Origin of the sequence: Streptomyces sp. NPDC048496, from assembly GCF_043200055.1 — a bacterium.
Classification (GTDB): domain Bacteria; phylum Actinomycetota; class Actinomycetes; order Streptomycetales; family Streptomycetaceae; genus Streptomyces.
The window spans coordinates 123,190-147,124 of record NZ_JBICXB010000002.1; the positions used below are offsets into that span (position 1 = coordinate 123,190).

At 69.0% G+C, this 23,935-nt stretch carries 22 protein-coding genes and 1 pseudogene; 13 read left to right on the plus strand and 10 right to left on the minus strand.

Features of this window, described 5'->3' with window-relative positions; translation table 11 throughout:
• Positions 1 to 313: 313 nt before the first annotated feature.
• Positions 314 to 445, minus strand: a complete 132-nt coding sequence (locus tag ACGFSA_RS02795) for a hypothetical protein (protein ID WP_393298699.1) — start codon at positions 443 to 445, stop codon at positions 314 to 316.
• 177 nt (positions 446 to 622) lie between these two features.
• Between ACGFSA_RS02795 and ACGFSA_RS02800 the strand changes: the two genes are divergently transcribed.
• From ACGFSA_RS02800 to ACGFSA_RS02810, 3 genes and pseudogenes are all read left to right on the plus strand, one after another.
• Positions 623 to 1,240 carry a TetR family transcriptional regulator gene (locus tag ACGFSA_RS02800; protein ID WP_393298701.1) on the plus strand — a complete coding sequence of 206 codons (618 nt, stop codon included), beginning with the start codon at positions 623 to 625 and terminating at the stop codon, positions 1,238 to 1,240.
• Between the two features lie 89 nt (positions 1,241 to 1,329).
• Positions 1,330 to 2,124, plus strand: coding sequence for an SDR family NAD(P)-dependent oxidoreductase (locus ACGFSA_RS02805; RefSeq protein WP_393298704.1), 795 nt, complete (start codon positions 1,330 to 1,332; stop codon positions 2,122 to 2,124).
• Positions 2,125 to 2,126: 2 nt separating this feature from the next.
• Positions 2,127 to 2,570, plus strand: a pseudogene (locus ACGFSA_RS02810) (IS630 family transposase); the annotation flags it as partial.
• A gap of 150 nt (positions 2,571 to 2,720) precedes the next feature.
• Here ACGFSA_RS02810 and ACGFSA_RS02815 read toward each other — a convergent pair.
• Positions 2,721 to 3,188, minus strand: a complete 468-nt coding sequence (locus ACGFSA_RS02815; RefSeq protein WP_393298707.1) for a transglycosylase SLT domain-containing protein — start codon at positions 3,186 to 3,188, stop codon at positions 2,721 to 2,723.
• Positions 3,189 to 3,579: 391 nt separating this feature from the next.
• On the opposite strand from ACGFSA_RS02815, the gene ACGFSA_RS02820 reads away from it, so the two are divergent.
• Positions 3,580 to 4,455, plus strand: a complete 876-nt coding sequence (locus ACGFSA_RS02820) for a hypothetical protein (RefSeq protein ID WP_393298710.1) — start codon at positions 3,580 to 3,582, stop codon at positions 4,453 to 4,455.
• Positions 4,456 to 4,956: 501 nt separating this feature from the next.
• On the opposite strand, the gene ACGFSA_RS02825 is transcribed toward ACGFSA_RS02820, so the two are convergent.
• A complete protein-coding gene (locus ACGFSA_RS02825) occupies positions 4,957 to 5,097 on the minus strand; it encodes a DUF397 domain-containing protein (protein ID WP_393298713.1) in 141 nt (46 codons plus the stop codon).
• 21 nt (positions 5,098 to 5,118) lie between these two features.
• On the opposite strand from ACGFSA_RS02825, the gene ACGFSA_RS02830 reads away from it, so the two are divergent.
• On the plus strand, positions 5,119 to 5,448 hold the full coding sequence (locus tag ACGFSA_RS02830) for a hypothetical protein (protein ID WP_393298716.1): 330 nt from the start codon (positions 5,119 to 5,121) through the stop codon (positions 5,446 to 5,448).
• Between the two features lie 35 nt (positions 5,449 to 5,483).
• On the opposite strand, the gene ACGFSA_RS02835 is transcribed toward ACGFSA_RS02830, so the two are convergent.
• Complete coding sequence (locus ACGFSA_RS02835; RefSeq protein WP_393298719.1) at positions 5,484 to 5,990, minus strand: DUF6584 family protein; 507 nt, start codon at positions 5,988 to 5,990, stop codon at positions 5,484 to 5,486.
• A gap of 199 nt (positions 5,991 to 6,189) precedes the next feature.
• On the opposite strand from ACGFSA_RS02835, the gene ACGFSA_RS02840 reads away from it, so the two are divergent.
• Both ACGFSA_RS02840 and ACGFSA_RS02845 read left to right on the plus strand, forming a co-directional pair.
• Positions 6,190 to 8,517 carry an ATP-dependent RecD-like DNA helicase gene (locus ACGFSA_RS02840; RefSeq protein ID WP_393298722.1) on the plus strand — a complete coding sequence of 776 codons (2,328 nt, stop codon included), beginning with the start codon at positions 6,190 to 6,192 and terminating at the stop codon, positions 8,515 to 8,517.
• 102 nt (positions 8,518 to 8,619) lie between these two features.
• The gene (locus ACGFSA_RS02845) at positions 8,620 to 9,909 is read left to right on the plus strand and encodes a citrate synthase (protein WP_327246261.1); all 1,290 of its coding nucleotides are present in this window, start codon (positions 8,620 to 8,622) and stop codon (positions 9,907 to 9,909) included.
• Between the two features lie 484 nt (positions 9,910 to 10,393).
• On the opposite strand, the gene ACGFSA_RS02850 is transcribed toward ACGFSA_RS02845, so the two are convergent.
• Both ACGFSA_RS02850 and ACGFSA_RS02855 read right to left on the minus strand, forming a co-directional pair.
• On the minus strand, positions 10,394 to 12,820 hold the full coding sequence (locus ACGFSA_RS02850; RefSeq protein WP_393298726.1) for a heavy metal translocating P-type ATPase: 2,427 nt from the start codon (positions 12,818 to 12,820) through the stop codon (positions 10,394 to 10,396).
• A gap of 146 nt (positions 12,821 to 12,966) precedes the next feature.
• Positions 12,967 to 13,275, minus strand: a complete 309-nt coding sequence (locus ACGFSA_RS02855; RefSeq protein WP_393298729.1) for a heavy-metal-associated domain-containing protein — start codon at positions 13,273 to 13,275, stop codon at positions 12,967 to 12,969.
• Between the two features lie 294 nt (positions 13,276 to 13,569).
• On the opposite strand from ACGFSA_RS02855, the gene ACGFSA_RS02860 reads away from it, so the two are divergent.
• Positions 13,570 to 14,679 carry a sulfite oxidase gene (locus ACGFSA_RS02860; RefSeq protein WP_393298732.1) on the plus strand — a complete coding sequence of 370 codons (1,110 nt, stop codon included), beginning with the start codon at positions 13,570 to 13,572 and terminating at the stop codon, positions 14,677 to 14,679.
• Between the two features lie 142 nt (positions 14,680 to 14,821).
• Here the strand turns inward: ACGFSA_RS02860 and ACGFSA_RS02865 are convergent, their stop codons facing one another.
• The 3 genes from ACGFSA_RS02865 to ACGFSA_RS02875 form a co-directional block, all read right to left on the minus strand.
• Positions 14,822 to 15,019, minus strand: coding sequence for an AlpA family transcriptional regulator (locus ACGFSA_RS02865; protein WP_037694159.1), 198 nt, complete (start codon positions 15,017 to 15,019; stop codon positions 14,822 to 14,824).
• Between the two features lie 237 nt (positions 15,020 to 15,256).
• Entirely contained in the window at positions 15,257 to 15,634 is a 378-nt protein-coding gene (locus ACGFSA_RS02870; protein WP_393298736.1) for a peptidoglycan-binding protein, read from the minus strand.
• Positions 15,635 to 15,720: 86 nt separating this feature from the next.
• Positions 15,721 to 16,683: a sugar phosphate isomerase/epimerase family protein gene (locus ACGFSA_RS02875; protein ID WP_393298739.1), complete on the minus strand. Its 963-nt coding sequence runs from the start codon at positions 16,681 to 16,683 to the stop codon at positions 15,721 to 15,723.
• Positions 16,684 to 16,816: 133 nt separating this feature from the next.
• Between ACGFSA_RS02875 and iolC the strand changes: the two genes are divergently transcribed.
• Genes iolC through mmsA form a run of 5 tightly spaced genes read left to right on the plus strand, consistent with a single transcriptional unit; the run spans position 16,817 to position 23,143 of the window.
• Complete coding sequence (iolC, locus tag ACGFSA_RS02880) at positions 16,817 to 17,887, plus strand: 5-dehydro-2-deoxygluconokinase (RefSeq protein ID WP_393298742.1); 1,071 nt, start codon at positions 16,817 to 16,819, stop codon at positions 17,885 to 17,887.
• Positions 17,884 to 18,771, plus strand: a complete 888-nt coding sequence (locus ACGFSA_RS02885) for a deoxyribose-phosphate aldolase (RefSeq protein ID WP_393298745.1) — start codon at positions 17,884 to 17,886, stop codon at positions 18,769 to 18,771. Before iolC ends, ACGFSA_RS02885 begins: the two co-directional genes overlap by 4 nt.
• A 30-nt stretch (positions 18,772 to 18,801) precedes the next feature.
• Positions 18,802 to 19,746: a 5-deoxy-glucuronate isomerase gene (gene iolB / locus ACGFSA_RS02890; protein WP_393298748.1), complete on the plus strand. Its 945-nt coding sequence runs from the start codon at positions 18,802 to 18,804 to the stop codon at positions 19,744 to 19,746.
• Entirely contained in the window at positions 19,743 to 21,623 is a 1,881-nt protein-coding gene (gene iolD / locus ACGFSA_RS02895; RefSeq protein ID WP_393298751.1) for a 3D-(3,5/4)-trihydroxycyclohexane-1,2-dione acylhydrolase (decyclizing), read from the plus strand. Before iolB ends, iolD begins: the two co-directional genes overlap by 4 nt.
• Positions 21,624 to 21,643: 20 nt before the next feature.
• A complete protein-coding gene (gene mmsA, locus ACGFSA_RS02900) occupies positions 21,644 to 23,143 on the plus strand; it encodes a CoA-acylating methylmalonate-semialdehyde dehydrogenase (protein WP_393298754.1) in 1,500 nt (499 codons plus the stop codon).
• Between the two features lie 115 nt (positions 23,144 to 23,258).
• On the opposite strand, the gene ACGFSA_RS02905 is transcribed toward mmsA, so the two are convergent.
• On the minus strand, positions 23,259 to 23,681 hold the full coding sequence (locus ACGFSA_RS02905; RefSeq protein ID WP_393298757.1) for a hypothetical protein: 423 nt from the start codon (positions 23,679 to 23,681) through the stop codon (positions 23,259 to 23,261).
• Positions 23,682 to 23,935: the final 254 nt, after the last annotated feature.

Here is a 23,935-nt window from a genome sequence, read left to right on the forward strand (position 1 = left end):
GGTCGTATCTTGCGTCGGGCGCTTCCGGGAGGGATCCGGGGGGATCGGGAAGCCCTGATGGAGGGGGAAAGCGAGGGGGGTCCGGTCTTCCGACCGGGCCCCATTTCGTCTCCCGGGACGCACCTGCGGGGCCGCGGCCCCCACGGACCGGCCGCACGGAGTCCCGGCCCGCCCCTCGCCCCTGTGGCCTTGATCCTTCCGCCCGCGTGGGCGACGGTGCGAGGGTGCCCCTCGGCATCGCCGCCGTCCGCGCCCGGTTCACCAGGGACGCCGGGCGGGACCGAAACGGCACCCCTGCACCGGTCTCAGCGGGTCACCACCGGTCGCCGACACGCACCTTGTGCCACCGGCTCTTGGATATGCACAGCTCGTGCGCGTCGTCGTCCAGCTCGATCTGCCAGCGCGCCGGACGCCGGTGCGAGACACGGTGGGTACCGGTCCGCACCGTGCGGCACGACTTCTTGGTCTTGCCGTTGCTCCGGGACGTGGTGCACTCCCTCTTCGTGACCGGCTTGGTCGTCCACGTGATGCGGGCCGGCTTGTATTCCTTCTACGGCCCTTCGGGCAATGTGGCTCCTGATCAACTTGAAAAACCGACTCGAAGGTATTTACTATCGGGGGTATGGGAAGGCCAGTGGACCAACTGACACCGAAGGGCGCGGCGACGCGCCGGGACATTCTGCGCGCCGCCGCCCGTGTCTTCGACGCCAAGGGGTACGCCCTGGCCCGGATGGACGACGTGGTGAGCGAGACCGGCCTCACCAAGGGCGCCGTGTACTTCCACTTCAAGAGCAAGGCCGCCCTGGCCCATGCGGTCGTCGACGATCAGAAGCAGGGGATGCTTGCGCATGTGCGCAGGCAGCTCGAGGGGCTCGGAGGGCCGGCCGCACAGGTGCGCGGACTCGTCCCCATCCTCGTGGACCTCGTCATCGCCGAACCCGCGGGATGGTCCGTCGTACGGCTCGACCGCGAGCTCACCACTGAGTCGCCGCAGGACCATGCCGAGGCGTCCGTTCTCGCGGAGTGGGTCGGCCTGGTCGAAGAACTCCTCCTCGCAGGCGCCCACGCAGGCGACCTGCATCTTTCGGCAGACGCCCACACGCTGGCGACCGTATTCGTGGGCGCGTTCGATGGCTTGAAGGGCGTCCTCGAGGCCACGGGACGCGCCACCCCCGAAGAGCTGCACCGTGCAGCGGCCGTTCTCACCGAAGTCATTGAGGCGACCATCGAAGCCCACTGAACGCCGGGCGGGCCGGACACCACGCACGTCGGCCACCTCGGCCTCCTCATCACGAAGAAAAAAACCTTTGAGTCGGTATGGAGACAGATATGAACTACTCGGACACCCTCACCTCCCAGCTGGCTGTCGTCACCGGCGCTTCGTCAGGGATCGGCGCCGAGTTCGCCCAGCAACTGGCCGCCCACGGTGTGGACCTGGTCCTCGTCGCCCGTTCGAAAGACAAGCTGGAGGAGCTCGCCTCGACCTTGCGGACCAAGCACGGCGTGACCGTCACGCCGATTACCCTCGACCTCTCCCGGCCCGACTCCTCCGAGACCCTCGCGCGCATGCTCGACAAGCAGGGCGTCGCTGTGGACATCCTCGTCAACAACGCCGGCTTCGCTTCCCACGGCGACCTCGCTGAGGCCGACCCCGACCACATGGCCTCCCAGGTGCAGCTGAACGTCGGCACGCTCGTCGGCAACACCACCCGGCTCCTGCCCGGCATGGTCGAGCGCGGGCGCGGCACCATCATCAACGTCGCCAGCACGGCCGGATTCCAGGCGGTGCCACACATGGCGGTGTACTCCGCGACGAAGGCATTTGTCCTGTCCTTCACGCGTTCCCTCTGGGGCGAGACCCGCGGCACCGGTGTGACCGTCCTCGGGATCTGCCCGGGCGCCACCGACACCCCGTTCTTCGACGTGGCCGGTGACAACGCGTCGGTCGGCACCCGGCGCACACCGCAGCAGGTCGTCGCCACAGCACTCGCGGCGCTCGGCGGACGCAAGGCGACCGTCGTCGACGGCGCCGGCAATGCCCTGGTGTCACGCGTCGTCAGCCGCCTGGCACCGGAGCGCCCCCTGATCCGCATCGCCGAACGGAGCGTTCGCCCGAGCGCGTGAGCCTGCGCATCCAGTTCCGCGAGGAAGGCGTCTCCTTTCAACGCCTGAAAACCTGGAAGACCTCCCGCGACCCGGACTACGCGGCCAAGAAGGCCCGCGTCGAGCACCTCTACGCAATCGCCGACGGTGAGGTCGTACCAGAGGACGGTGAACCCACAGTCATCTTCTGCCTGGACGAGTTCGGGCCCCTCAATCTGATGCCGCATCCGGGCCGGCAGTGGGCCGAACGCGGAGGCAAGCACAAGGCCCCCGGCCGTGAGCCCCGTCGACGACGCTGGGCGACCTACAACCGCTACGACGGAGTGCGGCACCTGTTCGCCGCCCTGGCCCTGGCCAAGGACAAGCTCTACGGCCACATCAAGCCGGTCAAGAAGCGGACGCAGTTCCTGGAGTTCTGCCGCTACCTGCGGACGCTCTACCCGCGAGAGGTCCGGATCGCGATCGTCAGCGCCTGACGCAGTACATGCCGTCCCCCGTGCAGATCTTGAGGTGTCAACGCCCGAGATCTGAGGTGCCGGGGGAACGGCGTGCGGTTCACTGCGCGGAAGGGGTGTTCGAGGCCGGTGGCCGTCGAGATCGGTGCTGCCGCCGGCTGATCAGTAGGCCGAGTTGACGTTGTCGATCGAGCCGTAGCGGTCGGCCGCGTAGTTGCAGGCGGCGGTGATGTTGGCGACCGGGTCGTAGATGTTCCACGAGGTGCCGGGGACGTGGTAGGCCTTGAAGGTCGGGTCTATGACCTGGAGCAGACCCTTGGACGGGATGCCCTTGGCGGCATTCGAGTCCCAGTTGTTGATGGCGTTCGGGTTGCCGCTCGACTCGCGCATCAGGTTGCGGTGGATCCCCTCGTAGGAGCCCGGGATGCCCTGCGCCCGCATGATCTCCAGTGACTGGTTGATCCAGGTGCTGACAGTGCCGCCGGACTGGGCGGGGGTGGCGGCCGAGGCGGCTGGAGCGCCGACGAGAGAACCGGCGACGACTGCGGCGCCGGCGGCGGCCATGCCCAGCGAGACCTTCTTGGTCTGGGTCATGTGAGCGAACTTCTTGGACATCGCGGAGATCTGCATCGGAAATTACCTCTTCCGTCGGGATGCCAAGAATTTTTAAACGGGGTTTAAGTCCCGGTCAATGACACTCATTACTATCGAGATACGTACAGGGAATGGGCAACGGTGTCCGAAATGGCCGCAAACGGGCGGCGGTGCGGCCTCTTTGTCCTACTAAGTCGTATCATAGTGACGCACGCCATATCGCCCACGCCACACGACAAAAGCATTGAATCATCACAAAACGGACATGCGTATATTGCCTGCGCCAAACGAAAAACCCTCTATTCGACCCGTGTGATGAATGAAATGCACGGTGTAATGAGAGCGCGGCCGGCCCATTCGAAAAGCGGCCTGGGGGAGCCCGCGGAGCCCGTCGACCGGGCTCAAGACCTGGGCCCGCTCTCTTCTCATGGGCGCCGAGGACCCCTTCGTCATCTTCATGCTCTCGATCTTCGATGGCTTCAACCTCCCGACCTACGACGCGCTGATCTTCGGCACGGAGTCGAAGTCCAACAAGTTCGGTGTCAACGGTGAGTACACCCAGAAGCTCACCTCCGAGATGAAGAACCTCAAGCGGTTCTGGGACATCAACTCGGCGGACATCCAGCTGGTACCCCTGCACGGGGCCGATGTCTTCTCCAGCCCCGAGCGGGTTGCTCGCACGCTCTCGGTGCTGTACGGCGGGACGCCGGAGTCCCAGCTCGACTTGGCCGAGATGTTCGTCGAGCTCGTCGACATGGAACCGATCCTGAAGGGCGGCGCCAACCCGATCTTCTCCTTCAACGCCTTCGCCTACAGCGAGAAGCGTGACCCGGAACCGACAGGCGTCTCCGACAGGATCATCATGGGGGACGGCATCCTGCAGGGCATGTCAGCCGTGGGTCTGGGCGATGTCGCGCCGCGGGCGATCGAGGCCCACGAGTTCGGCCACCACGTGCAGTACGCGAACGACCTGTTCGTGAGCGACCTGCCCGCTCCTGAGGCCACCCGCCGCACTGAGCTCATGGCCGACGCGTTCGGGACGTACTACCTGGCCCACGCCCGCGGCGAGGCGCTGAACACCAAGCGTGTTCTGGGCTCTGAGCAGTCGTTCTACGAGGTGGGCGACTGCGGCTTCGACAACCCGGGCCACCACGGCACGCCGAACCAGCGGCTCGCCGCGTCCAGTTGGGCGGCGAGCGTGGCCAACGACGCGGCGAAGCAGGGCCACATCCTGCCGTCGCTCAAGTTCGCCGGGCAGTTCGAGGCCAAGCTTTCCGACCTGGTCAAGCCGGACGCCGGCTGACGCTGCAGTTCGACCGCAGGACGCGCTCCCTCGAGCGACCGAAGATCCGCATGGGGCGGGCCGGATCCCCCTGCCGGCCCGCCCCACGCGCCCGTCACGTGTGGGCGATGTCGCCGGCACGAGGGCGCAGGAAGGAGCAGACTTGCGGGTATGCGGGCGAGGTCGCGGTCTCCGGCCTGGGCGACGGTTCAAAGGGCGGTTCAAAGCCAGCCCTGGCGGCTGGCCTGGACACCGAGCTGGAACCGGGCCTGGGGCCGTCCATCTGCCGGATGGCCGTCAGCGTAACATCACATGATCATGTGGCGGCCGGGCCGAGGTTGGAGACCACCTGGCCCAAGTTCGCAAGCCTGGTGATTCCGGCAATGTCCTGCCCAATCTGGCTGTCTTGGTCATTTCTGCCGGGGCTCTCGCTGTGTCTGCCGGCGGGGCCGTCGCGGTGACATGACAGCGGCCCCGTCAGGTCGGTGACCGTAACGGGGCTGCTGTGCTGCCGTGAACGCCTCAGGCGGAGAACTCGCCCTGCTTGACCGCGGTGACGAAAGCCGACCAGCCGCCCGTGGAGAAGACGAGCGCGGGGCCGTTGGCGGCCTCGCTGTCCCGGACGGGCACGTGGGCGTAGCCGCGTGCGACCTCAAGGCACATGCGCGGGACGGGGGCGGCGGCATGAGCGCGGGGGAGAGCGAGCCAGGATATTTCCGGCTTCTGCCGTGGACGGGTGAGCAGGGCGAGCCCTGTTACGTCCTGACCGACGGGCACGGTCAGGTGTCGCGGGTCGCGGACACCGTCGAGCGCGTCCAGCTCGGCATGGCGGAGGAGCTGCTGGGCCACGCAGTCGAACTCCTGGCGGACTGCAAGGCTGAGAACACCGAACTCCACTTCCTTGCCGGCCTGCTCACCGAATCCCTGAGGGACGTGAAGCGAATCGCCGACAGCCGGACACACCGGCCGAGCCGGGTCGAGCCGTGCGCCGGGCACGGCGGAGGGCACCGGTAAGGCATGCCGGTCGATGGCACGGCCGGGGCGGCGGATCAGTCGAAGAGGTCGAGGAGTCCCCTCACCCACAACGCGAAGAACGCGATCACGAGAAGTCCGCAGCCCACGGGCGCCATGGCCTGGAGGAACGACCGCTTCTCCGGCGAGTCGCCGCGTACCTCCGCGAGGGTGTCCCAGTCGACCGAGCGTCCGAGGGCCTTGGAGGCTGCGGTCCGTACGGCGGCCAACTGCTGTACGGCGAAGAGGGAATGGGCTTCCGATTCCGGGCCCTTCCAGGCCAGGGCTCTCATCCGGCGCACCGGGTCGCTGTACCTCTCCTCGAACGCCGCGACCTCGTCGGAATCCCGGTCGTCTTCGAGGTACGTCCAACGGCCGGCCTCGGCCGGATCACCGTAGAGCCGATAGATGTCTGCGAGGCGCAGACGCAGACCGGGGTAGTGGGGGTACGACGAGACCAGTCCCCGCAGTCGCTGGCGCGCCATGGGTATGCGCCCTGCGGCGAGGTCCGCATCGACGCGCGCCAACGTCTCATTCAGTGCCATGTGCACATCATCGGTTCTGGCTGCCGGTGTACGTGAGCGAATTATTTCGAGGTGCTCCGGAAGCCGCCCGGTTCCGGCTCCTGTGAATGCGAGCGCATCGACGGCCGTATGGGGGAGGGGGCTCACCTGCGGTCCGGTTCCCGGGGGGGTTGTCCATGGGGCCGGACCGGCCGTCAGTGGGACCGGGTAGCGTCGGTACATGTCCAACATGGCCGTCCTCGAAGGTGTGCTTGAGCGCATCACGTACGCGAACGAGGAGAACGGGTACACGGTCGCCCGCGTCGACACGGGGCGGGGCGCGGGTGATCTGCTGACCGTCGTCGGTTCGCTGCTGGGTGCGCAGGTCGGCGAGTCGCTGCGGATGGAGGGGCGCTGGAGCTCGCACTCCCAGTACGGCAAGCAGTTCACGGTGGAGAACTACACGACCGTGCTGCCCGCCACCATCCAGGGCATCCGTCGCTATCTCGGCTCCGGACTGATCAAGGGCATCGGGCCGGTGATGGCCGACCGGATCACGACGCATTTCGGCGTCGACACGCTCGACATCATCGAGCAGCAGCCGAAGCGGCTCGTCGAGGTCCCCGGGCTCGGGCCGAAGCGGACGAAGATGATCGCCGCCGCCTGGGAGGAGCAGAAGGCGATCAAGGAGGTGATGGTCTTCCTCCAGGGTGTGGGCGTCTCCACCTCGATCGCCGTCCGTATCTACAAGAAGTACGAGGACGCGTCGATCTCCGTCGTGAAGAACCAGCCCTACCGGCTGGCCGCAGACGTCTGGGGCATCGGTTTTCTGACTGCCGACAAGATCGCGCAGGCGGTCGGCATCCCGCACGACAGTCCGGAGCGGGTCAAGGCGGGGTTGCAGTACGCGCTGTCGCAATCCACCGACCAGGGGCACTGCTTCCTCCCGGAGGAGCGGCTGATCGCCGATGCGGTCAAACTGCTCCAGGTCGATACGGGGCTGGTCATCGAGTGCCTCGCCGAACTGGCCGAGGAACCGGAGGGCGTCGTACGGGAGAAGGTGCCGTCGCCCGAGGGAGGCGAGCTGATCACCGCGATCTACCTCGTACCGTTTCACCGCGCCGAGGTCGCTCTCGCCGCGCAGGTGCAGCGGCTGCTGCGGACCCCCGAGGACCGGCTGCCGGCCTTCCAGGACGTGGACTGGGACAAGGCGTTGACGTGGCTCGCCGGTCGTACCGGGGCGACGCTCGCCCCCGAGCAGGAGGCGGCCGTACGGCTCGCGCTCAGCCGGAAGGTCGCCGTGCTGACCGGCGGACCCGGCTGCGGCAAGTCGTTCACGGTCCGCTCCATCGTCGAGCTGGCCCGCGCCAAGCGCGCAAAGGTCGTTCTGGCCGCACCCACCGGGCGGGCCGCCAAACGGCTGTCCGAGCTGACCGGCGCCGAGGCGTCCACCGTGCACCGGCTGCTGGAGCTGAAGCCGGGCGGGGACGCGGCCTACGACCGGGACCGTCCGCTGGACGCCGATCTCGTCGTCGTCGACGAGGCGTCGATGCTCGATCTGCTGCTCGCCAACAAGCTGTTCAAGGCCGTGGCACCCGGTGCCCATCTGCTGCTTGTCGGGGATGTCGACCAGCTGCCGTCGGTCGGCGCGGGGGAGGTGCTGCGCGATCTGCTCGCCGAGGGCGGACCCGTTCCCGCGGTCCGGCTGACGACGATCTTCCGCCAGGCCCAGCAGTCCGGTGTCGTCACCAACGCCCACCGGATCAACTCCGGGACGCCGCCGCTCACTCAGGGCCTGAACGACTTCTTCCTCTTCGTCGAGGACGAGACGGAGGAGGCGGGCGTCCTCGCGGTGGACGTCGCCGCCCGTCGCATTCCGGCCAAATTCGGCCTCGACCCGAGGCGTGACGTCCAGGTCCTCGCCCCCATGCACCGCGGTCCGGCCGGCGCGGGCACGCTCAACGGACTCCTGCAGCAGGCCATCACCCCGGCCCGCCCCGACCTGCCCGAGAAGCGGATGGGGGGCCGGGTCTTCCGGGTCGGCGACAAGGTCACCCAGATCCGAAACAACTACGACAAGGGGGAGAACGGCGTCTTCAACGGCACGGTCGGCGTCGTCACCTCGCTCGACCTCGATGAACAGCGGCTTACGGTCCTCACCGACGAGGACGAGGAGATCCCGTACGACTTCGACGAGCTGGACGAGCTGGCCCACGCGTACGCCATGACGATCCACCGCTCCCAGGGCAGCGAGTACCCGGCCGTCGTCATCCCCGTCACCAAGAGCGCCTGGATGATGCTCCAGCGGAACCTGCTGTACACGGCTGTGACGAGGGCGAAGAAGCTCGTCGTGCTGGTCGGCTCCCGGCAGGCGATCGGCCAGGCGGTCCGCACGGTTTCCGCCGGCAGACGCTGTACGGCGCTGGATTACCGGCTGCGTGGAGGAGCGGGCGGAGGATCAGCGGAAAAAATGATCGATCAAATCGGTGGCAAACATCACGGAGCCCTTCCGGAACCGGAGTCAAGGGGGCAGGATGAGTATCTTGGCGGCACTCAGTGCCGTCAGTAGGTCCAATGGACGACCCCGAGTGCACTCTCCTGAGCCAAATGGAGGAGGGTGGAGACAGTCAGGGAATCTCGAAGTAGAGGCACTACGTCGGTGAGGGATGACGTGAGCGACAACTCTGTAGTACTGCGGTACGGCGATGACGAGTACACCTACCCGGTGATCGACAGCACCGTCGGCGACAAGGGCTTCGACATCGGGAAGCTCCGGGCCAATACCGGCCTGGTGACGCTGGACAGCGGATACGGCAACACCGCCGCATATAAATCCGCCATCACCTACCTCGACGGCGAGCAGGGCATCCTGCGGTACCGCGGCTATCCCATCGAGCAGCTCGCCGAGCGCTCGACGTTCCTGGAAGTCGCGTACACGCTCATCAACGGTGAGCTTCCCAAGGTCGACGAGCTGTCGACCTTCAAGAACGAGATCACCCAGCACACACTGCTGCACGAGGACGTCAAGCGGTTCTTCGACGGCTTCCCGCGCGACGCCCACCCGATGGCCATGCTGTCGTCGGTCGTCAGCGCGCTGTCCACGTTCTACCAGGACAGCCACAACCCGTTCGACGAGGAGCAGCGCCACCTCTCGACGATCCGCCTGCTGGCCAAGCTGCCGACGATCGCCGCGTACGCGTACAAGAAGTCGATCGGTCACCCCTTCGTCTACCCGCGCAACGACCTCGGGTACGTCGAGAACTTCCTGCGCATGACCTTCTCGGTCCCCGCCCAGGAGTACGAGCTGGACCCGGTCGTCGTCTCCGCGCTCGACAAGCTGCTCATCCTGCACGCGGACCACGAGCAGAACTGTTCGACCTCCACCGTGCGTCTGGTCGGCTCCTCGCAGGCGAACATGTTCGCCTCGATCTCCGCCGGTATCTCGGCGCTGTGGGGCCCGCTGCACGGTGGCGCCAACCAGTCGGTGCTGGAGATGCTCGAGGGCATCCAGGCCAACGGCGGCGATGTCGACTCCTTCATCCGCAAGGTGAAGAACAAGGAGGACGGCGTCCGGCTGATGGGCTTCGGCCACCGCGTCTACAAGTCCTTCGACCCGCGCGCCAAGATCATCAAGGCTGCGGCCCACGACGTGCTGTCCGCGCTCGGCAAGTCCGACGAGCTGCTCGACATCGCGCTGAAGCTGGAGGAGCACGCGCTCTCCGACGAGTACTTCGTCTCGCGCAACCTCTACCCCAACGTGGACTTCTACACGGGTCTGATCTACCGGGCCATGGGCTTCCCGACCGAGATGTTCACCGTGCTCTTCGCGCTCGGCCGGCTCCCCGGCTGGATCGCCCAGTGGCACGAGATGATCAAGGAGCCGGGATCCCGCATCGGCCGCCCGCGCCAGATCTACACCGGCGAGGTCCTGCGTGACTTCGTCCCGGTCGAGGGCCGCTGACTCTCGTAGCACCCCCTGCACCACCCCGGCCGCTGCGGCCGGGCTGCCTTCGCCCCGCGTACCGCGCTTTCGCACAGAGCGCGGTGTCCGGGGCGATTCGCGTACCCGGCCCGCATGTAGCGAGAAGCGCCCCGCCGCCGATCCCCCCACGGGCCGACAGCGAGGCGCTTCCCATATCCCGGAGCGGATTCCCCCCACGGGATCCGGCCGGGCGTCTGCGGGAGCCGAAGCTCCTGGGTATTCCTCGGTGCTGCTGCACTACGTCACTGCGGTTGCACGTCTCGCGGTCTGCCGGGGTACGTACCTTCGGGAGGGCCGCTCAAAGCTCCCCGGTGCACGTGCCCCGGCCAACGCTTGCCTGAAGCATCCCCCAAGATGCTTCGTCGGACGTCCCCCAAGACATCCCTGGCATCGCACTCTTAGACTCGCGAACCCATCGGATGGTTACCCTCAAACTGATGTGATCTAGATCTCTTTGTGGAAATCACGTGAAGGCGCGCAACCGCAGGCTGTTCGTCACGACGAAGACCGATGAGCAGGCCATTGCCGCTCCGGCAATCATAGGGTTGAGCAGGCCAAACGCCGCAAGGGGTAGGGCGGCAACGTTGTAACCAAATGCCCAGAAAAGGTTGCCCTTGATCGTGGTCAGGGTGCGCCGGGAGAGCCGGATGGCATCGGCGGCCACCTTGAGATCTCCACGAACGAGGGTGAGATCGCTCGCCTCGATCGCGGCGTCCGTGCCGGTGCCCATGGCCAGCCCGAGGTCGGCGGTGGCGAGGGCCGCCGCGTCGTTGACGCCGTCCCCGACCATCGCGACCGAACGGCCCTCCGCTCGGAGCCGCTCGATGACGTGCACCTTCTCCTCGGGGAGCACCTCGGCGTAGACCTCGTCGATGCCGACGGCACGGGCGACGGCGTCCGCCACGGCCCGGTTGTCGCCGGTCAGCAGCACCGGCCTGAGGCCGAGGGCGCGCAGCTCGGCGACGGCTGTCGCACTGGAGTCCTTGATCGCGTCGGCGACCCCGAGAACGCCACGCGCCTCGCCGTCCCAGGCGACCGCGATGGACGTACGGCCCTGGGCCGCCGCGTCCGTGAGGGAGCCGGACAGCGCCTCGGGGACGGCGATCCCTGCGTCGGTGAGCAGCTGGGGGCGTCCGACGAGCACCTGGTGCCCGTCGACGGTGCCGCGTACCCCGAGCCCCGGGACGTTGGCGAAGGACTGTACGGCGGGGAGCGCGGCCCCGGTGCGTTCGGCGGCACCGGTGGCGACGGCCTGGGCGATCGGGTGCTCGGAGGCGTGCTCCAGGGCGCCGGCCAGCCGCAGTACCTGCGTCGCGTCGGTGCCGGGCGCCGGGTGGACGTCCTGGAGAGTCATCCGGCCGGTGGTGACCGTGCCGGTCTTGTCCAGGACGATCGTGTCGATACGCCGGGTGGTCTCCAGGACCTCCGGGCCCTTGATCAGGATGCCGAGCTGCGCGCCGCGCCCGGTCCCCACCATGAGCGCGGTGGGAGTGGCGAGGCCGAGCGCGCACGGGCAGGCGATGATCAGTACGGCGACGGCGGCGGTGAACGAGGCGGTCACGTCGTCCGTGAACAGCAGCCAGACGACCAGGGTGACCAGCGCGAGCAGCAGGACGACCGGGACGAAGACCGCGGAGATCCGGTCGGCGAGACGCTGTACCTCGGCCTTTCCGTTCTGGGCGTCCTCGACGAGCCTGGCCATCCGGGACAGCTGGGTGTCGGCGCCGACCCGGGTGGCGCGCACGACGAGGCGGCCCGAGACATTGACGGTGGCGCCGGTGACGGAGTCCCCGACGTTCACATCGACCGGAACGGACTCGCCGGTGAGCATCGACGCGTCCACGGCGGAGGTGCCCTCGGTGACGGTGCCGTCGGTGGCGATCTTCTCGCCGGGACGGACCACGAAGTGGTCGCCGACGGCGAGCCGGGCGACGGGGACGCGTACTTCGGTGCCGTCCCTGAGGACGGAGACGTCCTTCGCGCCCAGGTGCATCAGCGCACGCAGCGCGGAACCGGCCTTGCGCTTGGACTTCGCCTCCAGATAGCGGCCCAGCAGGATGAAGGTGATGACCCCGGCGGCCACTTCCAGATAGATGGTGGAGGAGCTTTCCCCGAGCTCTCGGCTCCGCTCGAGCAGGGGAGACCCCACTGCGCGTGAGACCGAGAAGTCGAAGCCGTGCCGCATCCCGGTCATGCCCGCGTCCCCGAAGAACAGCGCCCAGAGCGACCAGTCGAACGCCGCGAGCGTGCCGACGGAGACGAGGGTGTCCATGGTGGCCGCGCCGTGCCGGAGGTTGGTCCAGGTGGCGCGGTGGAAGGGCAGTCCGCCCCAGACGACCACGGGGGCGGCGAGCGTGAGGGAGAGCCACTGCCAGTTGTCGAACTGGAGGGACGGGACCATGGCCAGGAGCACGACGGGGGCGGCGAGGGCGGCCGAGACGATCAGCCGCTGCCGCAGGGCGGAGAGGGCGTCGGCCGCGCTGCGCTCGGCTTCGGTCTCCTCCGGCGCGGTGCCGGTGTCCGCAGCCTCTTCGATTTCCCGGGTCCGTCGGGCCTCTTCGGTCCGCTCGACCTCGGCGGGGCCGGTGGCCTCGGGCGGCGAGAGCGTTTCGGCGGGCGGCGGGGGCGGCGCCGGCGCGGGCCGTTGTACCGGCTGTGCGGTGTATCCGGTCTTCTCGACCGTGGCGATCAGGTCGGCCAGCCGGGTCCCGGCACCGAACGCGACGCGCGCCTTCTCGGTCGCGTAGTTCACGGACGCGGTGACGCCGTCCATCCGGTTGAGCTTCTTCTCGACGCGGGCCGCGCACGAGGCGCAGGTCATCCCGCCGATCGTGAGTTCCGCTTCCGAACTCGTGACCGCCGGGGCTTCGGCCTCTGTTGCGCTGTGCATGTCCGAACTCCTGAAATGCCGACCGGGCCGTGCCCCACCAGTATCTGCTGGTCGGTCCGGCCCGGTGGCGCAAGGGGTGGTGCAGATGATCCGGGTGATGCTGGTGGGGCGGGTTCGTGGGGTGTCCGGGTGGGCCCGGACGGCGTTCAGGCCTGGCCGGCGAGCTCGTAACCCGCCTCGTCGACCGCGGCGCGGACGGCGTCCTCGGACAGCGGCGCCTCGGAGACGACGGTCACCTCTCCGGTGGAGGCCACGGCCTTCACCGAGGTGACGCCCTCGATGCCGGAGATCTCCTCGGAGACGGCGCCTTCGCAGTGCCCGCAGGTCATGCCCGTCACCCGGTAGACGGTGGTGATCGCACCCGCCGTTGCTTCGGTGCCAGCACCGTTGTGGCAGGAGCCGCCGGGCGAGCAGCAGGAGCCGGTGGCCTGGGGGAGCTGGGTCTCGGCGGTCATGGTGTTCTCCTCTTCGACGCGTACAGCTTCAATGTGGCGCCAGGGAGCCCCGGGAAGGCCGGTGCGCCCCAACGCGCAGAACTATATACCCCTAGGGGGTATGAATGCGAGAGGGGGGCGATGTCGCTTCGCGCGCTGTCGGCCATTCGGCGGAGCAGTGGCCGGGGCGGACGAGGGGGCTCGGAGAGTCCGGGGGGTGGCCGGCGCGGGCCGGCGTGCGAGTGCTGGTCAGTGCGACACCTGCGCCTCGACTGGGACCGCCCCGCGGCGGACACCACCTGATGTGTCGCTTGGGTGGAATTCGAGCATAGATCCAATATGGGCATATGTGACAAACGGGCAGATATGATCGTTCACCAGGCAGAGCCGTACAACGCCGAGCCACCTCCTGGCGCCCTCGTGGGCCAGGTCACCCCTCTGGACACTTTCTACGGCCGCAATCACGGACCGTTCCCCCTCATAGACAAGGCAAGCTGGCGGCTGCGAGTAGACGGCCTGGTCGAGAACCCCCTGGAGCTGTCCCTGGACGAACTGCAGCGCCGCTTCCCCGAGCGGAACCTGGTGGCGACACTGCAGTGCGCGGGCAACCGCCGCGCCGACCTGATGTTGTTCCACGACATACCTGGCCAAGTCCCCTGGGGCCCCGCAGCCATCTCCACCGCATGCTGGGGCGGAGCGGGCCTGGCAGACGTGCTGGCCGAGGCCGGGCTGCAGGCGCAAGCGACCCACATCGCCTTCACCGGCGCCGACGTGTCACAGGACACCGACCCACCACAGCCCTTCGGCGCCTCCATCCCGGCGGCGAAAGCCACCGCCGGCGAAGTGCTCCTGGCCTGGGCGATGAACGACCAGGCACTGCCCACCGCGCACGGGGCCCCACTGCGCGTGGTCGTCCCGGGCTGGATCGGTGCCCGCAGCGTCAAATGGCTCCAGCGCATCACCGCACAAGCCGAACCGACCGACAACTACTTCCAAGCCGAATACAGCATCCTGCCCCCCGAAGCTGACCCTCGCACGGCCGGACCGGGGGACGGCATCACCCTTGGCCCGATCGCCATCCACTGTGCCATCCTGCAGCCCGGAAAAGACGCCCAGCTACCTTCCGGGCCGACCAAGGTCACCGGCTTTGCCTTCGCCGGGGATGACCGAACCGTGGCGCGGGTGGATGTATCCCCTGACGGCGGCAACCTGTGGATCCACGCCGATCTGGACACAGCGGAAAATCCCTGGACGTGGCAGCACTGGCACACCACACTCACCCTGCCCCCAGGCGAGACGGAACTCGTCGCCCGCGCCTGGGACGACACTGCGGCCGTACAGCCCGAATCGCCAGCAACCGTCTGGAATCCCAGGGGGTACGCCAACAACTCCTGGGCCCGCCTGCACGTCACATGCTCTCACTGAACCGGACGAGCCGGACGAGGTTCGCAGATAGCCCCCCGGGGCGCGCGACGGGAACCAGGCATGGACGGAGGCCCCGTGCGGCGCCGGGTCGGGGCCGGTCGCCGTACGGGGCCTGGAACGGACGGAGGAAGGGGCGAGGGCGTCAGCCCTTGCGGCCCCGGTTGCTCGGGCGGGCAGCGACCCAGGCGCGGACGGTGTCCGCGTACCAGTAGGGCTTACCGCTTTCCACATGGTCGGGTGCGGGAAGGAGACCGTGCTTGCGGTACGAGCGAACGGTCTCCGGCTGCACCCGGATGTGCGCGGCAATGTCCTTGTAGGACCAGAGCCTTCTGTCCGTCATAAGTGACACCTCTCTGCGCCGCAGCGGCAGCCGGGGGCCGGCGGAGGAGCCGCGGCACGGACGCTGACGATCACTCAGCCTGTGTCCGGTGAACGACACGGGGCGACGAGCGGGGAGGGGCTGTCGAATGCCTGTGACGGAAGACCCGCGCCACGCGGACATGTGTGACAAGGGAGTGATATCTGTGACAGAAGGCGTGCATTCGGGCCGGAGTCGGCCAAGATCTTCAGTGCCCTCCTAGGCGTGCCAGAGCGCGAACCAGGTCTGCGGACCGACCAGGCCGTCCGGGACGAGTGGCGGGTGGTCCGCCTGGAAGCGCTGAACAGCGGCGAGGGTCGTCGTCCCGAAGGTGCCGTCAACGGCACTCCACGGCAGATAGCGGCGGTTGGCCAGAAGGCACTGCACCTCGGAGACCCGTTCGCCCTGCTCGCCGAAGAAGGTCAGCTGATCGCCGTCGTAGAACACGCAGGCCGCGCCGGGCGAGGGGAGCGGCTGCTCCGGGGCGTGCCCGGCGGCCCAGGCGCCGGGGGCGGTGGTGAGGGCGGCGGCCAGGGCGAGTGCGGCCAGGACCGAGGCCCCTGCCGTCCTCGCGGAGAGAGACGTCTTTCGGATCACGGTGAGTTGCTCCTCGTGCGGTCACGGGGTGCGGAAGGGACCGCACCCGCTTCTCTGTGAGCACAACACCGCACACCGCCGGGACGTCACATCCGTGCCCGGTTCGGTGTGTCCTGCTCGGGCGCGGGTGTCTGCGCCGGTGTGCCGCAGGAGCGGAGGAAGGCGCGGGTGCGACGGGCGATCGGCAGGGGCCTGTCGGGCGGGCACGGATACATGTCCTGCTCGACGATCGCGAACAGATCGACGTCCAGCCGTCGGGCCGCGTCCAGCACGGGACCCAGGGCGGGTACGCCGTTCGGCGGTTCGCACATGACGCCCCGTGCCACGGCCGGCCCGAACGGCACCTCGTCCGCCACGACTTCGGCCAGGACGTCCGGGTCGACCTGCTTGAGATGCAGATAGCCGATCCGCTCGCCGTAGGTCTCGATCAGCTTGACGCTGTCCCCGCCGCAGTAGGCGTAGTGGCCGGTGTCGAGACAGAGCGAGACCAGGTCGGGATCGGTGGCGTCGAGGAACCGGTTGACGTTCTCCTCGCTGTCGATATGGGTGTCGGCATGCGGATGGACGACGATCCGCAGTCCGAAGCGGTCCCGTACCTCGCGGCCCAGCCGCTCCGTCTGCGTGGTGAGGTGGCGCCACTGCTGCGCGGTGAGGGTGCGGTCCTCAAGGATCTCGCCGGTCTTGTCGTCGCGCCAGAACGACGGAATGACCACCAGATGCCCGGCGCCCATCGCCCGGGTGAGTGCCGCGATGTCGGCGACATGCGCCCAGGTCCGTTCCCAGACGTCCGGGCCGTGGTGCAATCCGGTGAAAACGGTGCCCGCGGAGACGGTCAGTCCGCGGCGGCCGGTCTCCTCGGCGAGGCGGGCCGGATCGGTCGGGAGATAACCGTACGGGCCCAGCTCGATCCACTCGTAACCCGCCTCGGACACCTCGTCGAGGAAGCGCTGCCACGGCACTTGGCGGGGATCGTCGGGGAACCAGACCCCCCACGAGTCGGGTGCCGAGCCGATACGGATGCGGGCCGGAGCGGAAGCGGAGGAGGTCATGCGGCCAAGAATTCGGCGCCGGAAGACGACTGTCAAGAGTACGTCCTTATGTCCGGACAAAATGTTGACAGGGTTCCGGAGAGAGGGCTAGACCTGGGGGCAGCCGCTCCGGTCGCCGGTCGAAGGGACGCGTATGCCTGAGATGTACGACGTGATCACCATGGGGCGGATCGGGGTGGACCTCTACCCCCTGCAGACCGGACGCCCGCTGGCTCAGGTCGACACGTTCGGGAAGTTCCTCGGCGGCTCACCGGCCAATGTGGCTGTTGCGGCCGCCCGGCTCGGCAGGCGGACGGCGGTGGTGACACGCACCGGCCGGGACGCGTTCGGGGACTATCTTCACCAGCAGTTGCGGGAGTTCGGGGTGGACGACCGATGGGTGACGTCTGTCGACGCGTATCCGACGCCGGTGACCTTCTGCGAGATCTTTCCGCCGGACGACTTCCCGCTCTACTTCTACCGCCTGCCCAAGGCGCCCGACCTGGAGATCCACGAAGCGGAACTCGACCTGGACGCGATCCGGGCGGCCCGGGTCTTCTGGATGACCGGCACCGGACTGTGCGCGGAACCCAGCCGCACGGCGACGCTGGCGGCGCTGCGCGCCAGGAGCGAGGCGCGGGCGGAGTCCGGCAACGAGCGAGGCCCTGTGCCAGGTTGCTGCACGGTCTTCGACCTGGACTGGCGCCCGATGTTCTGGACCGACGAGCCCGATCACCCCGGCGCGGACCACCTCGTCGACCCCACGGCCACCGCGCGCTACCGCGAGGCCCTCGCCCACGCCACTGTCGCCGTCGGCAATCTCGACGAGTGCCGGATCGCCACCGGGGAACGCGAGCCGTATGCGGCCGCCCGCGCCCTGCTCGCCGCCGGGGTCGAGCTCGCCGTCGTCAAGCAGGGCCCCAAGGGTGTCCTCGCCGTCCACCGGGACGGCACCGTCGCCGACGTCCCGCCCCTGCCCGTGGACGTCGTCAACGGTCTCGGTGCCGGAGACGCCTTCGGCGGGGCGCTCTGCCACGGGCTGCTCGCCGGCTGGGAGACCGAGCGCATCATGCGGTACGCCAACGCGGCCGGTGCCATCGTCGCCTCCCGGCTCGCCTGTTCACCCGCCATGCCCTTCCCCCACGAGGTGGAAGAGGCACTCGTCCGCGGCGCCGTCACCACCGGCGATCCCGAACCCGAACCCGGGCCCGGGGCGGTCTCATGACACCCGCGGCCTCCTCCGTGGCCGACCTCGTACGGCTGCGCGTGCGCCACCCCGAAGCCGTCGCCGAGGCCGCCGCCCGCCGCCGCAGACGGCCTCTCGTCGGTGACAGCGGGCGCCTGATGATCATCGCGGCGGACCATCCGGCCCGCGGCTCCTTCGCCGTCGGCGGGCACGAACTGGCCATGGCCAACCGGTTCGAGCTCCTGGAGCGGCTCTGCCTCGCCCTCTCCCGCCCCGGCGTCGACGGCGTCCTCGGTACCGCCGACATCCTCGACGACCTGCTGCTCCTCGGCGCGTTGGAGGACAAGGTCGTCATCGGCTCGATGAACCGCGGCGGACTCGCGGGCGCCTCCTTCGAACTCGACGACCGCTTCACCGGCCACCGCCCCGACGACCTCGCCCGGCTCGGCTTCGACGCGGGCAAGCTGCTGCTCCGCATCGACTACGGCGACCCCGGCTCCCTCGACACCATGCACGCCACCGCCCGCGCCATCGACGCCATGGCCGCGCACCGGCTGCCGGTCTTCGTCGAGCCGTTCCTCTGCCGCCGGGTCGACGGCAAGGTCCGCAACGACCTCGGCGCGGCCGCGGTGACCACGTCGATCGCCATCGCCTCGGGGCTTGCGGGCACCTCCGCGTACACCTGGCTCAAGGTCCCCGTCACCGAGAACCCCGACCACATGGCGCGCGTGATGGAGACATCGACGCTGCCTGCCGTGCTGCTGGGCGGCGAGGTGGGCGGCGACCAGGAGGGCGCGTACGAGAAATGGCGTGACGCGCTGCGACTTCCCACCGTTCAGGGGCTGGTGGTGGGAAGGTCGCTGCTCTATCCGGTCGACGGGGACGTGGCCGGTGCCGTTGATACGGCCGTGGCACTGCTGTAGCGAGTGGACAGGGACGGGTAGGGAGAAGGCATGACGACGGACCATGAGGAACGCGTACGGGAACGGCCGGGGCACCGGTGGCATCTGCCCGCGGGCAGCGCGGCGGAGGGACCGTACGCCCTGGACATCGATCCGAAGCGGGCCGGCTGGGACCGGTCGAGCCTGCGTGTGGTGGAGCTGCGGCCCGGTGGTGTTCACACACTTGTCACCGGGGAGAGTGAGTGGATCGTCCTGCCGTTGACCGGTGGCTGTACGGTGCACACCTCAGGTGAGATCGTTGAACTGCTGGGCCGGGAAAGCGTGTTCAGCGGGGTGTCCGACTTCGCCTACGTACCACGTGACGCCCACGCGCAGATCGCCTCCGGCGCAGGAGGCCGCTTCGCCCTGGCAGGAGCGAAGTGCGAGCGACGACTCCCCGCTCGCTACGGCCCCGCGCCGGAGGTACCCGTGGAGCTGCGCGGCTCCGGGACCTGCTCGCGCCAGGTCAACAACTTCGCCGCCGCCGACACGTTCGAGTGCGACCGGCTGATCGCCGTCGAGGTCCTCACCCCGGGCGGCAACTGGTCCTCGTATCCGCCGCACAAACATGACGAGCACCGCCCCGGAGCCGAGTCGGTCCTCGAAGAGATCTACTACTTCGAGATCGAGGAGCGGGGCGGCACGGCCGGGTTCGGCTATCACCGTGTCTCCCCGTCCCGGCCCGGCGGCACGGATGTCCTCGCCGAGGTCCGCAGCGGCGACGCGGTCCTGATCCCCGACGGCTGGCACGGCCCGTCCATCGCCGCCCCCGGCCACACCATGTACTACCTCAATGTGATGGCCGGCCCGGGGGAGCAGCGGGAGTGGCTGATCAGCGACCACCCCGATCACGGCTGGATCCGCGACACCTGGCCGGCGCAGCCGGTCGACCCCCGGCTCCCGCTCCACGGCCCCTCCGGCCCCTCCGGAATCGCCGGTCAGGAGGCATCCCGATGAGCACCCGCAGGCTCACCACCGCCCAGGCCCTGGTCTCCTTCCTCGCCCGCCAGTACACCGAACGCGACGGCCGTCGGCAGCGTCTGATCAGCGCCACCTGGGGCATCTTCGGCCACGGCAACGTCGCCGGAATCGGCCAGGCGCTGCTGGAGACCGGGCCCTCCATGCCCTACCTCCAGGGCCGCAACGAGCAGTCCATGGTGCACGCTGCCGTGGGGTACGCCCGCCAGTCCGGCCGGCTCTCCGCACACGCCGTCACCACGTCCATCGGCCCCGGCGCCACCAACCTCGTCACCGGTGCCGCCCTCGCCACGATCAATCACCTCCCCGTCCTGCTCCTCCCCGGCGACACCTTCGCGACCCGCCCCGCCGACCCTGTCCTGCAACAGCTCGAAGTCCCGTCCGCCGGCGATGTCTCCGTCAACGACTGTCTGCGCCCCGTCTCCCGCTACTTCGACCGGATCACCCGCCCCGAGGCGCTCGTCCCGGCCGCCCTCCAGGCGATGCGGATCCTCGCCGACCCTGCGGAGACCGGTGCCGTCACACTCGCGCTGCCGCAGGACGTACAGGCGGAGGCGTACGACTGGCCGGCGGAGTTCTTCGCCGAGCGCATCTGGTACGTACGCCGGCCCGCGCCCGACGCCCATGAGCTGGAGCAGGCGGTACGGGCCGTGCGCACCGCCCGCCGGCCGCTGATCGTCGCAGGCGGCGGCGTCCACCACAGCGCCGCCGAGGAGACTCTCGCCGCGTTCGCCGCCGCCACCCGGATCCCGGTCGCCTCCACCCAGGCGGGCAAGGGCTCGCTGCGCCACGACCACCCCGCCGATGTCGGCGGCATCGGCCCGACCGGCACCGCGGCCGCCGACGAGCTGGCTCGCACCGCCGACCTGGTCATCGGCATCGGCACCCGCTACTCCGACTTCACCACCGCCTCTGCCACGCTCTTCTCCAACCCGGCGGTCCGCTTCCTGGGCCTCAACATCACCGGCTTCGACGCCCACAAGCTCGCCGCGCTCCCGCTCGTCGCCGACGCCCGCACCGCCCTCGAAGCGCTGACCGGGGCACTGAACGGGCGCAACTACCGCGTCGACCCGGCGTACGAGACCGAGTACACCGAGGCGAAGGAGCGCTGGGAGCAACGTGTCGACGCCGCGTTCGCCGCCGACGACCCCCACGCCCGGCCCACCCAGGCCCAGGTCCTCGGCCTGCTCGACACCCTGGTCACCGACGACGACATCCTGATCAACGCCGCGGGTTCGCTCCCCGGCGACCTGCACAAGCTGTGGCGGACCCGCTCCCGACGCCAGTACCACGTGGAATACGGCTACTCCTGCATGGGATACGAGATCCCGGCCGCGATCGGCGTACAGCTGGCCGCCCCCGGCCGTCCCGTCTGGGCGCTCGTCGGCGACGGCACGTACCTGATGAACCCCACAGAGATCGTCACCGCCGTGCAGGAGAACCTCCCGATCAAGGTCGTTGTCCTGCAGAACCACGGCTACGCCTCCATCGGCGGGCTCTCCGAGACGGTCGGCGGCGAACGCTTCGGCACGGCCTACCGGCACCGGAGCGCCGACGGGAGTTTCACCGGCCCCCCGCTGCCCGTCGATCTCGCCGCCAACGCGGCCTCCCTCGGAATGCGGGTGCTGCGTGCGAAGACCGTCCATGACCTGCGCGAAGCCCTCTCTGAGGCGCGGAGCGCGGACCGCCCCACTTGTGTCTACGTCGAGACCGAAACGGCAGACACAGTGTCGGGCCCCCCTCCGGCGCAGGCGTGGTGGGATGTTCCTGTAGCCGAAACGGCCACCCGCCCGTCGGCGGTAAAAGCCCGGGAAGACTACGACCGGCGAGTCGCAGCCCGACGCCGCCACCTCTGAAGGCCTGAAGGAGTTTCGTAATGAAGACCGTCAACCACTGGATCGGTGGCAAGACCGTCGAGGGCACGTCGGGCAACTACGGCCCGGTCACCGACCCGGCCACCGGCGCCGTCACGACCCAGGTCGCGCTCGCCTCCCTCGAAGAGGTCGACGCCGCGGTCGCCGCAGCGAAGGACGCGTACGCCACGTGGGGCACGTCCTCGCTGGCCGCCCGCACCGCCGTCCTCTTCCGCTACCGCGCGCTGCTCGACGCCCACCGCGACGACATCGCCGCGCTGATCACCGCCGAGCACGGCAAGGTGCACTCCGACGCGCTCGGCGAGGTCGCCCGCGGTCTGGAGATCGTCGAGCTGGCCTGCGGCATCACGACCCAGCTCAAGGGCGAGCTGTCCACCCAGGTCTCCAGCCGGGTCGACGTCTCCTCGATCCGTCAGTCGCTCGGTGTCGTCGCGGGCATCACGCCGTTCAACTTCCCGGCCATGGTGCCGATGTGGATGTTCCCGCTGGCCATCGCGTGCGGCAACACGTTCGTCCTCAAGCCCAGCGAGAAGGACCCGTCGGCCGCCATCCTGCTGGCCGAGCTGGCCGCCGAGGCCGGTCTGCCGGACGGTGTGCTGAACGTCCTGCACGGCGACAAGGTCGCGGTCGACGGGCTGCTGAACCACCCGGACGTCGCCGCGGTCTCCTTCGTCGGCTCGACCCCGATCGCCCGCTACATCCACACCACCGCCTCCGCCAACGGCAAGCGCGTCCAGGCGCTCGGCGGTGCGAAGAACCACATGCTGGTCCTGCCGGACGCGGACCTCGACGCCGCCGCCGACGCCGCGGTCTCCGCCGCGTACGGCTCCGCCGGTGAGCGCTGCATGGCGATCTCCGCGGTCGTCGCGGTAGGCGCCATCGGTGACGAGCTCGTCGCCAAGATCAAGGAGCGGGCCGAGAAGATCAAGATCGGCCCCGGCAACGACCCGACGTCCGAGATGGGTCCGCTGATCACCGCGGCCCACCGCGACAAGGTCGCTTCGTACGTCACCGGCGCGGCGGCCCAGGGCGCCGAGGTCGTCCTCGACGGCACCGGCCACACCGTCGACGGCTTCGAGGGCGGCCACTGGATCGGCCTCTCCCTCCTCGACCACGTGTCCACCGACTCGGACGCGTACAAGGACGAGATCTTCGGCCCGGTGCTCTGTGTCCTGCGCACCGAGACGTACGAGGAGGGCGTCGCCCTCATGAACGCCTCGCCGTTCGGCAACGGCACCGCGATCTTCACCCGCGACGGCGGCGCCGCCCGCCGCTTCCAGCTGGAGATCGAGGCCGGCATGGTGGGCGTCAACGTGCCGATCCCGGTGCCGGTGGGCTACCACTCCTTCGGTGGCTGGAAGGACTCGCTCTTCGGCGACCACCACATCTACGGCAACGACGGCGTGCACTTCTACACCCGCGGCAAGGTCGTCACCACCCGCTGGCCGGACCCGGCGGACGCCCCGGCGGGCGTGGACCTGGGCTTCCCGCGCAACCACTGATCGCCACTGGTTCCGCTGATCTTCCCCGCCGACGGCCCGTACGGAAGCTGCTTCCGTACGGGCCGTCGGCATGCACGGAATCCGTGTCCGGCCGCCACGGTCGTCCGGCGTGCTCTCACAAGCGCCGCAGGCCCACGTACTGGAGCGCACCCATGGCCGCCACCACCAGGCCCTGGAACACGATCCACCCGTTGCCGATCCCCGTCGCGCTCAGCGCGTCCACGGCGACCGTCGCGATGCTCGCCACGGCCCAGGCCATATTCAGGGTGATGATGACGGCGACCGAGCCGCGGCTGATGTTCTCCTGGCGGGAGACGACCAGCACCCACAGGGCGTACACGGTGAGGAACACGCCCACCGGGTACTGCACCGAGAGGTGCACGCCGAGGAACGAGTCCAGGACCGTGGCGAGTACGAGGTATCCGATGCCGTTCGCACCGGTGAGGGCGACGTCCGCCAGGAGGGCGAACCGGAGCAGGCTGTCGGAGCGGGTGGCGCCTGCCGCCGTGACCGTACCCGCGTTCTGGGACGACATCATGAGGTCTTCCTTTCCTTAACGTGTTGCTGATCCGTTAGCTGTGTGCCGGGTGGGGCCGGAGGTGCCCCCGGCATCGGGGAACGCCGGCGTGGGCGAACCGGGCGGGACCCGGGTCCCGGTGTTCGCCGGCGGGAACGATTCGAGCGCGATGCCGCTCGGCGGACCGGAGGGGAGATCGGAGAAGAGGGTGCCGGGGCATTCACCCGCGCGGCCGCAGCGGGAAGGCCCCTACGGGGACGGTAATGACCGGCACA